The organism is Streptomyces sp. NPDC059875 (genome assembly GCF_042731085.1).
GTDB lineage: Bacteria > Actinomycetota > Actinomycetes > Streptomycetales > Streptomycetaceae > Streptomyces.
Genome location: NZ_JBHWJZ010000046.1, coordinates 44,469 through 53,873, shown reverse-complemented (window position 1 = coordinate 53,873; position 9,405 = coordinate 44,469). Strand labels below are relative to the sequence as shown.

General features: G+C 72.8%; 7 protein-coding genes and 1 pseudogene. 2 read left to right on the top strand and 6 right to left on the bottom strand.

What is annotated here, in order from left to right:
- Positions 1–119: 119 nt before the first annotated feature.
- From ACFV9D_RS35045 to ACFV9D_RS35025, 5 genes and pseudogenes are all read right to left on the bottom strand, one after another.
- Positions 120–1,667 (bottom strand): MFS transporter, encoded by a 1,548-nt coding sequence (locus ACFV9D_RS35045; RefSeq protein ID WP_385155691.1) that lies wholly within the window; start codon positions 1,665–1,667, stop codon positions 120–122.
- 90 nt (positions 1,668–1,757) lie between these two features.
- Positions 1,758–2,207: an alpha/beta fold hydrolase gene (locus ACFV9D_RS35040; protein ID WP_385155702.1), complete on the bottom strand. Its 450-nt coding sequence runs from the start codon at positions 2,205–2,207 to the stop codon at positions 1,758–1,760.
- A 259-nt stretch (positions 2,208–2,466) separates the two neighbouring features.
- Positions 2,467–2,763: pseudogene (locus ACFV9D_RS35035) on the bottom strand (alpha/beta fold hydrolase); the annotation flags it as partial.
- 42 nt (positions 2,764–2,805) lie between these two features.
- Positions 2,806–3,204, bottom strand: coding sequence for a RidA family protein (locus tag ACFV9D_RS35030; RefSeq protein WP_385155688.1), 399 nt, complete (start codon positions 3,202–3,204; stop codon positions 2,806–2,808).
- Positions 3,201–4,454: an acyl-CoA dehydrogenase family protein gene (locus tag ACFV9D_RS35025; RefSeq protein ID WP_385155686.1), complete on the bottom strand. Its 1,254-nt coding sequence runs from the start codon at positions 4,452–4,454 to the stop codon at positions 3,201–3,203. Before ACFV9D_RS35025 ends, ACFV9D_RS35030 begins: the two co-directional genes overlap by 4 nt.
- 119 nt (positions 4,455–4,573) lie before the next feature.
- On the opposite strand from ACFV9D_RS35025, the gene ACFV9D_RS35020 reads away from it, so the two are divergent.
- Together ACFV9D_RS35020 and ACFV9D_RS35015 are read left to right on the top strand one after the other, a co-directional pair.
- Positions 4,574–6,223 carry an AMP-binding protein gene (locus ACFV9D_RS35020; protein ID WP_385155683.1) on the top strand — a complete coding sequence of 550 codons (1,650 nt, stop codon included), beginning with the start codon at positions 4,574–4,576 and terminating at the stop codon, positions 6,221–6,223.
- A 9-nt stretch (positions 6,224–6,232) separates the two neighbouring features.
- On the top strand, positions 6,233–7,066 hold the full coding sequence (locus tag ACFV9D_RS35015; protein WP_385155680.1) for a PaaX family transcriptional regulator C-terminal domain-containing protein: 834 nt from the start codon (positions 6,233–6,235) through the stop codon (positions 7,064–7,066).
- 6 nt (positions 7,067–7,072) lie between these two features.
- Here ACFV9D_RS35015 and ACFV9D_RS35010 read toward each other — a convergent pair whose 3' ends face one another.
- On the bottom strand, positions 7,073–9,400 hold the full coding sequence (locus ACFV9D_RS35010; protein WP_385155677.1) for a bifunctional salicylyl-CoA 5-hydroxylase/oxidoreductase: 2,328 nt from the start codon (positions 9,398–9,400) through the stop codon (positions 7,073–7,075).
- Positions 9,401–9,405: the final 5 nt, after the last annotated feature.

Below are 9,405 nucleotides of genomic sequence, written 5' to 3'. Positions count from 1 at the left end.
GGGGCGCCCCCGCTGAAGGGGGGCCCGCTCGGGGTTTCGCCGCCCGCGGCCCCCTGGGGGGGCCGCGCCGCCGCCCCCCCGGGGGGGCGGGCCGCGGCGACGGTTCGGGGCCCGGAGGATCAGCCGGGAGGTGGCATCCCGCCCTTGAGGCGTTCGAGGTCCGAGGCGCGGACCTGGATCACGAAGAGGGCGATGAAGAACGCGACGATGGAGAACGCCGCCGCCGTGATGAAGCCGGACGAGACACCGGCTGTCAGGACCTCGTCGGCCCAGGGCGGGGGCAGTTGCCCGGTCTTGGCGAACTCGGCCTTCTCCAGCGGCCCCGCCTGGGAGAGGAAGGCGGGGACCTGGTCCTGCGCCTCGTTGCGGCTGGCCGTTCCGAAGACCGTCACCAGGATCGAGAGCCCGAGCGAACCGCCGACCTGCTGGGTGGCGTTGAGCAGTCCGGAGGCGGCGCCCGACTCCTGCTGCTCGACGTTGGACAGCGCCATGATGGTCAGCGAGACGAACATCAGGCCCATGCCGAAGCCGAAGACCAGGATCGGACCGAGGATGCTGCCCATATAGGTGGAGTCCACATTGGTCAGGGTCAGCCACGACAGGCCCGCCGCCGAGAAGAGCGAGCCGACGACCATGAAGGGCTTCGGCCCGTACCTGGGCAGGAACTGGGACGTGATACCGGCGCCCACCGCGATGATCGCGCTGACCGGCAGGAACGCGAGGCCGGTCCTCAACGGGCTGAAGTGCAGGACGCCCTGCACCCACAGCGTCAGGAAGAAGAACATGCCGAAGATCGCCGCGGCGAGGCAGAGCATGATCGCGTACGTGCCCGCCCGGTTGCGGTCGGCGAACATGTGCAGCGGGGTGATCGGCTGCCGGGAGCGCCGCTCCACCAGGATGAACAGGAGCAGCAGGACGACAGCCGCGCCGAACGAGGCGAGCGTCCAGGGGTCGCGCCAGCCTTCCTGCGCGGCGCGGATGAACCCGTACACCAGCGCCACCATGCCGAGGGTCGAGGTGAGCGCCCCGGTGAAGTCGAAGTGGCCGGGGTGGCGTTCGGACTCCTTGATGTGGCGGGGGGTGAGGAAGGCGATGAGCAGCGCGATGGGCACGTTGACGAAGAAGATCCAGCGCCAGTCGAGCCACTCGACGAGCACTCCGCCGGCGACGAGGCCGATCGCGCCGCCGCCCGCCGAGACGGCCGCGAACACGCCGAAGGCCCGATTGCGTTCGGGGCCTTCGTCGAAGTTCGTGGTGATCAGGGAGAGCGAGGTCGGGGAGGCGATGGCTCCGCCGACGCCCTGGAGGGCACGGGCGGCGAGGAGTTGCCAGTCGTTCTGGGCCAGTCCACAGAGCAGCGAGGCGAATCCGAAGAGGAGGATGCCGAAGATGAAGACGCGGCGTCGGCCGAGGATGTCGCCGGCGCGTCCACCGAGGAGCAGCAGACCGCCGAAGGTCAGCGTGTAGGCGTTGACGACCCACGACAGACTGGTGGTGGAGAACTCCAGCGAGCTCTGGATGTGCGGCAGCGCGATGTTGACGATCGTGATGTCGAGAACGACCATCAACTGGCACGAGGCGATGACGAACAGGGCGATGCCCTTGCCGTCACTGTGCTTCTGGGGCCTCGCGGTCTCTGCTGGGGTTGTCGGCTTGGGTGTACTCATGGCGCATCGCGCCCTCGCTCTGTGAGGGTGCCGTGGGCCGGTCAGTCCACCCCTCGACATTAAGCCCGGGTCCAGAGACTCTCCAGTTGATCAAGCGGGCGGCCCGGGGGTCTCCGCGACGAAGGCCCGCAAGGTGTCCGCGAGCCGTTCGGGCTGATCCTCCGCGACGAGGGTGCGACTGTCCGTGATCTCGACGAGCCGCCCCCGCGGCAGGAGTTCGGCGAGCCGGCGGCCGTGCTCGCGCGGCATCATCAGGTCGTCGGCCGCCCAGACGACGAGCGCCGGGCGGTCGAACTTCCGCAGCCCTTCGGCGGCTTGGAGGAGTTCGTCCCGGCGCACGGCCAGGCAGTAGCGGCGGAAGTCGTCGCGGATCGCGGGGTCGGTACGCAGGGGGCGCAGCCAGCCGTCCGCGATCTCGTCGGGTACGGGTCGCCTGGTGAGCGCGCCGAGGCCGACGGGCAGGCGGCGCAGCGGTTTCCAGCCGAGGACGCGGGCCATGAGGAGGATCCCGCCGGGGACGCGGCAGGCCAGGTCGATCATCTTGCCGGGCGCCCCCGGCGGTGGGGGTGTCTTCAGGGTCTGGCCGGATCAGCGAGCGGCGTCCGGCGCGTGCAGCTGCAAGGCGGAGGAGGGAGACAATGGCGGAGCCATGGCGACCGACGACAACGCGGCAGATGTGCGTGCTGGGCGTCGGGAGCCCGGCCGGACCCTGAAGACACCCCCAGTTGTCGAAGGCCTCGCAGGAGATGAGCACGAGCCGGGCGAGCCGCTCCGGGTGGCGCACGGCGACGGTCTGGGCGCGGCCGCAGTCGCTCTCGACGAGCGTGACGTCGGTGAGGTCCAGCCGGTCGAGGAACTCGGCGATCAGGTCGATGACGGTGTCGGGCGAGAGCGGTACGTCCGGCCGCATCGGGGTGCGGTGGGAGCCGTACGGGAGGGTCGGCGCGAGCACCCGGTGGTCCGGGGCGAGCGCGGCGACGACCTTCCGCCAGACCGTGGCATCGTGGACGAGTCCGTGCAGGAGCACGACGACCGGGCCAGGACCGCCCGTGTCCTCGTACGTGATCGTTCCCGCGGTCAGCTCGATCTCCGGCATGGCTTCCCCTGTGCCGCCAGGCCCTGATCCGCCGGACAGGCCCTAGTCCACCACCGCGAAGCCGTCCAGCTCCACGTGGGCCTGATCGTCCCACAGCCGTACGACACCGATCACGGCCATCGCCGGATAGTCGCGTCCGGCCAACCGCCGCCAGATCCGGCCCAGTTCGGGCGCGTGCTGCCGGTAGTCGGCGATGTCGGTGGCGTAGACGGTGACGCGGGCGAGGTCGGCGGGGGTGCCGCCGGCGTGGCGGAGGGCGGCGAGGAGGTTGGTGAGCGCGGTCTCGAACTGCTCGGGCAGGGTCTCCCCGACCACCTTGCCGTCGCGGTCGAGGCTGGTCTGTCCGGCGAGGAAGACCAGCCGGGTGCCGGTGGCGGTCACGGCGTGGGAGAAGCCGGTGGGCGGGGAGAGTTCGGCGGGGTTGTGCCGGTGCAGGCTCATACGGACGGCTCCTTCGGCGACTCGGCGACGACGGCGGTCGGCTCCGCCGGGGGCCCGGCGACGGCGGTCGGCTCCACCGGCTGCCGGGCGGCGACCTCGGTCGGCTCCGCCGGGGACCCCGCGGCGGCCCGGTCGGTCGCGGCGTACAGCTCCTTGGCGATGATCGTGCGCTGGACCTCGGTGGCTCCTTCGTAGATGCGCGGTGCACGCACCTCCCGGTACAGGTGTTCCAGCAGGTGGCCGCGTTGCAGCGCCCGCGCCCCGTGCAGCTGCACGGCGGCGTCGACCACGTACTGCGCGGTCTCGGTGGCCAGCAGCTTCGCCATCGCCGAGCGTCGCGGCACGTCGGCGGCGCCCGCGTCGTACGCCGCTGCCGCCGCGTAGACGAGCAGTCGGGCGGCCTCGGTGCGGGTGGCCATCTCGGCGACCTGGTGGGAGACGGCCTGGAGGTCGCCGAGGACGCCGCCGAAGGCCCTGCGGGCGGCGGTGTGGACGAGGGTCGCGTCGAGGGCGGCCTGGGCCATGCCGACGGCGAAGGCGCCGACGCTGGGGCGGAAGAGGTTGAGCGTGGTCATGGCCACCCGGAAGCCCCGGTCGGTCTCACCGAGGACGTCCGCGGCCCCGACGGGGACGCCGTCGAAGACGAGGGAGCCGATGGCGTGCGGGGCGAGCATGTCGAGGGGGCTGCCGGAGAGGCCGGGCCGGTCGGCGGGGACGAGGAAGGCGGTGACGCCGCGGGCTCCGGCGCCCTGGGTCGTGCGGGCGAACACGGTGGCGAAGTCGGCCTCGGGGGCGTTGGAGATCCAGCGCTTCTCGCCGTGGAGGCGCCAGCCGCCCGCGCCGTCCGGCCGGGCCTCCAGGGAGAGGGCGGCGGCGTCGGAGCCCGCGTCGGGCTCGCTGAGCGCGAAGGCGGCGACGGCCCGTCCCGCGACGATCTCGGGGAGCCAGCGGGCGCGCTGCTCAGGGGTGCCGAAGGCGGCGACCGGGTGGCCGCCGAGGCCCTGGAGGGCGAGCGCGGTCTCGGCCTCCGTGCAGGAGTGGGCGAGGGACTCGCGCAGCAGGCAGAGGTCGAGGGCGCCGGCGTCGAAGAGTCCGGCCAGGAGGCCGAGTTCGCCGAGGGCGGCGACGAGGGGGCGGTTGACCCGGCCCGGCTCGCCCTTCTCGGCGAGCGGCCGCAGGCGCTCGGCGGCGAGGGCGCGGAGCTCCGCACACCGGGCGGTCTGGCGTGGATCGAGTGAGAATACGGACATTCGGACCCCTGTCTCCCTCTGTGTCGCTCGCCTGCATCAGTTCTATCGCGCACTGTTGACTGTCGTCACCATCACGATACGCTCGATGGGCGACCCCACCACGACAAGGGGACGAACTCATGGAGCTGACCCCCTCGGCCCACCACGACACCTTCGCGCGCGACCATCTGCCGCCCGCCGACGCGTGGCCACGCCTGCTCTTCGATCTGCCGGGGCTCGACTACCCCGAGCGGCTCAACTGCGGGGCGGAACTGCTCGACGCCACGGTGGAACGATTCGGCGCGGAGCGTCCGGCGTTCCGGGACGGTACGGGACATGTCTGGACATACGGACAGCTGCGGGAGCGGGTGAACCGGATCGCGCACGTCCTGACCTCCGACCTCGGCGTCCGGCCCGGCAACCGCGTGCTCCTGCGCGGCCCCACCACCCCCTGGCTGGCCGCCTGCTGGCTCGCGGTCATGAAGGCGGGAGCGATCGCCGTCACCGTCCTGGCCCAGCAGCGCGCCCAGGAGTTGGCCGTGATGTGCGAGATGGCCCGCTGCACGCACGCGCTGTGCGACATCAGGAGCGTCGACGACCTGGTGAAGGCCGAGGTGCCGGGGCTGCGGATCACGGCGTTCGGCGGGGACTCCCCCGACGATCTGCTCTCCCTCGCCATGGGCCGACCGGACACCTACGAGGCGGTGGAGACGGCCGCCGACGACGTGGCCCTGATCGCCTTCACCTCGGGGACGACCGGGCGCCCCAAGGGGTGCATGCACTTCCACCGCGACGTCCTCGCGGTGGCCGACACCTTCTCGGAGCACGTCCTGCGACCCGAGCCGGACGACGTCTTCGCCGGCTCCCCTCCGCTCGGCTTCACCTTCGGCCTCGGCGGGCTCGTCCTCTTCCCGCTGCGCGCCGGTGCCAGCGCGCTGCTGCTCGAACAGGCGGGCCCCAAGCAGCTGCTGACGGCGATCGCCGAGCACGAGGTGTCGGTGCTGTTCACAGCGCCGACCGCGTACCGGGTGATGCTGGAGGAGATCGACCGGCACGGCGGGCACGACGTCGCCTCGCTGCGGTCCCTGCGGCGGTGCGTGTCGGCGGGCGAGAACCTGCCGGCCGCGACGTGGGACGCCTGGCACCGGCGCACGGGCCTGAAACTCATCAACGGCATCGGGGCGACCGAACTGCTCCACATCTTCATCTCCGCGGCGGACGGCGACATCCGCCCGGGCACGACCGGACGGCCCGTGCCCGGCTGGCAGGCGCGGGTCGTGGACCGTGCGGGCGCCGAGGTCCCCGACGGCGAGGAGGGCCTGCTCGCGGTGCGCGGGCCGGTCGGCTGCCGGTATCTCTCCGACCCCCGCCAGGGCGAGTACGTCCACGACGGCTGGAACGTCACGGGGGACACGTACGTCCGCGACGCGGAAGGCTACTTCCGCTATGTGGCCCGCGCCGACGACATGATCATCTCGGCCGGGTTCAACATCGCCGGCCCCCAGGTCGAGGAGGCGCTGCTCGCCCACCCCGACGTGGTCGAGGCGGCGGTGGTGGGCCACCCGGACGAGATGCGCGGCCAGATCGTGGTCGCCTACGCGGTCGTACGGAACGGGGTGCCGCGCGACGCGGAGACGGCGGCGGCGCTGCGGGCGTTCGTACGGGCCCGGCTGGTGCCGTACAAGGCTCCCCGCAAGATCGTCTTCCTGGACGCGCTGCCGCGGACGGCGACGGGGAAGCTGCAGCGATTCCGGCTGCGCGCAGACCCCGACGACACTGCCACCCCCTAGAGTGATCACGTGGCCGAGCAGCACACCCCCCGTTCCCTGATCGTCTCGCTGTACGGCGCGTACGGCCGCGGCCTCGCGCCGGGCGAGGAGCCCGTGCCCGTGGCCGAGCTGATCCGCCTCCTCGCGGTGCTCGGCGTGGACGCGCCCTCGGTTCGGTCGTCGGTGTCCCGGCTGAAACGGCGGGGGCTGCTGCTGCCGCGCCGGACCGCGGACGGAGCAGCCGGATACGCGCTGTCGGACGACGCACGCCAGCTCCTGGACGACGGCGACCGCCGGATCTACACCCGTACGGAACCCAAGCTGTCCGACGGCTGGGTCCTCGCCGTCTTCACCGTCCCCGAAGCCGAGCGCCACAAGCGCCATCTGCTGCGCTCCCGGCTGGCCCGGCTGGGCTTCGGCACGGCGGCCCCCGGCGTCTGGATCGCCCCGGCACGGCTGTACGAGGAGACCCGTCACACGCTGGAACGTCTGGAGCTCTCCTCGTACGTGGACCTCTTCCGCGGCGAGCACCTGGGCTACGCGGCGACCGCGGAGGCGGTGGCCCGCTGGTGGGACCTGCCGTCGATCGCCAAGCTCCACGAGGAGTTCCTCGCCGCCCACGAGCCGGTCCTGCGGTCCTGGACGGCCTCTCGGGCTTCCCCGGGTTCGGCGGAGGACGCCTACCGGGACTACCTGTTCGCTCTGGACTCCTGGCGCCGCCTGCCGTACGCGGACCCGGTCCTGCCGGCCGAGCTGTTGCCGCAGGACTGGCCGGGCGCCCGCTCGGCGGAGGTCTTCGCGGCGCTGCACGAGAGGCTGCGGGACCGGGGGGCGGAGTTCGTGGGCCGGGGAACGACCGGCTGACCACCGTCAGTCCAGACGGAGTCGCGGCTTCGGCGCGTCCGTCCGGCCCGTCGGGGGCTTGCGGCTGCCCGCGCGGTACGGGGAGGGCCAGGGGGCCGCGGGGCCCTGGTAGTCCTGGTCGGCCGCCGCGTGCAGGGTCCAGTGGGGGTCGTAGAGGTGCGGGCGGGCGAGGGCGCAGAGGTCGGCGCGGCCCGCCAGGAGGAGCGAGTTGACGTCGTCCCAGGAGGAGATCGCGCCGACCGCGATCACCGGGACGGCGAGCGCGTTGCGGATCCGGTCGGCGTACGGGGTCTGGTAGGAGCGGCCGTACTCGGGGCGTTCTTCGGGGACCACCTGGCCGGTGGAGACGTCGAGCGCGTCGGCGCCGTGGGCGGCGAAGGCGCGGGCGGTCTCCACGGCGTCCTCGGCCGTCGTGCCGCCCTCCGCCCAGTCCGTGGCGGAGATACGGACGGTCATCGGCCGGTCCTCCGGCCACACCTCCCGTACGGCGTCGAAGACTTCGAGCGGGAAGCGCAACCGGTTCGCGAGCGCGCCGCCGTACGCGTCGTCCCGTCGGTTGGTCAGCGGGGAGAGGAAGCCGGAGAGCAGATAGCCGTGCGCGCAGTGCAGTTCGAGCAGGTCGAAGCCGGCACGGGCGGCCCTTCGGGCGGCGGCCGTGAACTCCTCGCGTACGGCGGTCATCCCGGCCCGGTCCAGGGCGTGCGGGATCTGGTTGACGCCTTGGCGGTACGGGAGCGGTGAGGGGGCCGTCAGTGGCCAGTTGCCGTCGGGGAGCGGCTGGTCGATGCCCTCCCACATGCGGCGGGTGGAGCCCTTGCGGCCGGAGTGGCCGAGCTGGACGCCGATCGCCGTGCCGGGCGCCTGGGCGTGGACGAAGGAGGTGATCCGGCTCCAGGCCGCCGCCTGCTCGTCGGTCCACAGGCCGGTGCACCCGGGGGTGATCCGGCCCTGGGGGCTCACGCAGACCATCTCGGTCATGACGAGCCCGGCGCCGCCGAGGGCCCGCGCGCCCAGGTGGACGAGGTGGAAGTCGCCGGGGAGGCCGTCCTCGGCGACGTACAGGTCCATGGGCGAGACGACGACCCGGTTGCGCAGGGTCAGGCCGCGCAGCCGGAACGGGGTGAACATCGGCGGGGTGTCGGGCGGGCAGCCGAAGTCGCGCTCGACGGAGCCGGTGAAGGCGGGGTCGCGCAGCCGCAGGTTGTCGTGGGTGACGCGGCGGCTGCGGGTGAGGAGGTTGAAGGCGAACTGGCGGGGCGGCTGGTCCACGTAGCCGTCGAGCTCCTCGAACCAGCGCAGGCTCGCGGCGGCGGCGCGCTGGGTGGACTCGACGACGGGCCGCCGCTCCGTCTCGTACGCGGCGAGCGCATCGCCCAGGGTGGGCTGCTCCTCGACGCAGGCGGCGAGCGCGAGGGCGTCCTCGACGGCGAGTTTGGTGCCGGAGCCGATGGAGAAGTGGGCGGTGTGGGCGGCGTCGCCGAGGAGGACGGTGTTGCCGTGGGACCAGCGCTCGTTGACGACGGTGCGGAACGCGGTCCAGGAGGAGTTGTTGGAGCGCAGGGCCCGGCCGCCGAGCGCCTCGGCGAAGAGTTTGGCGCAGCGGGCGGTGGACTCCGCCTCGTCGAGCTCGTCGAAGCCGGCGGTCCGCCAGACCTCTTCGCGCATCTCGACGATGACGGTGGAGGAGTCCGAGGAGAAGGGATAGCCGTGGAGCTGCATCACGCCGTACTCGGTCTCGGCGATCTCGAAGCGGAAGGCCTCGAAGGCGAAGTCCGCGGCGAGCCAGATGTACCGGCAGCGGTGGGTGGTGAGCGTGGGCCGGAAGACGTCCGCGTGGGCGTCGCGGGTCTTGCTGTGGACCCCGTCGGCCGCGACGACCAGGTCGTGTTCGGCCGCGAGTTCGGCGGCCGGTGGGGCCTCGGTGCGGAAGCGGAGCCGTACGCCGAGCTCGGCGCAGCGGGCGTGCAGGATCTCCAGGAGCCGACGGCGGCCGAGGGCGGCGAAGCCGTGGCCCGTGGAGGTGAGGAGGTGCCCGCGGTGGGCGATGTGGATGTCGTCCCAGCGGACGAAGGCGTCCTGGAGGGCGCGGTACACGGCGTGGTCGGCGTGCTCGATCCCGCCGAGGGTCTCGTCGGAGAGGACGACGCCGAAGCCGAAGGTGTCCTCGGGGGCGTTGCGCTCCCAGACGGTGACCTCGCGCGCCGGGTCGAGCCGCTTGAGCAGCGCCGCGGCGTACAGCCCGCCGGGGCCGCCGCCGACGACGGCGACGCGCAGCGGAGCGGGGGTGGGGGGCTCCGATGGGGTGGGAGGCTCCGATGCGCGAGTCCCGGGCACCACCG

Excerpts from the sequence above, each read along its gene's own strand:
- ACFV9D_RS35040 (WP_385155702.1), bottom strand. The coding sequence starts at position 2,207 with ATGATCGACCTGGCCTGCCGCGTCCCCGGCGGGATCCTCCTCATGGCC.
- ACFV9D_RS35020 (WP_385155683.1), top strand. The coding sequence starts at position 4,574 with ATGGAGCTGACCCCCTCGGCCCACCACGACACCTTCGCGCGCGACCAT.
- ACFV9D_RS35045 (WP_385155691.1), bottom strand. The coding sequence starts at position 1,667 with ATGAGTACACCCAAGCCGACAACCCCAGCAGAGACCGCGAGGCCCCAG.
- ACFV9D_RS35025 (WP_385155686.1), bottom strand. The coding sequence starts at position 4,454 with ATGTCCGTATTCTCACTCGATCCACGCCAGACCGCCCGGTGTGCGGAG.
- ACFV9D_RS35030 (WP_385155688.1), bottom strand. The coding sequence starts at position 3,204 with ATGAGCCTGCACCGGCACAACCCCGCCGAACTCTCCCCGCCCACCGGC.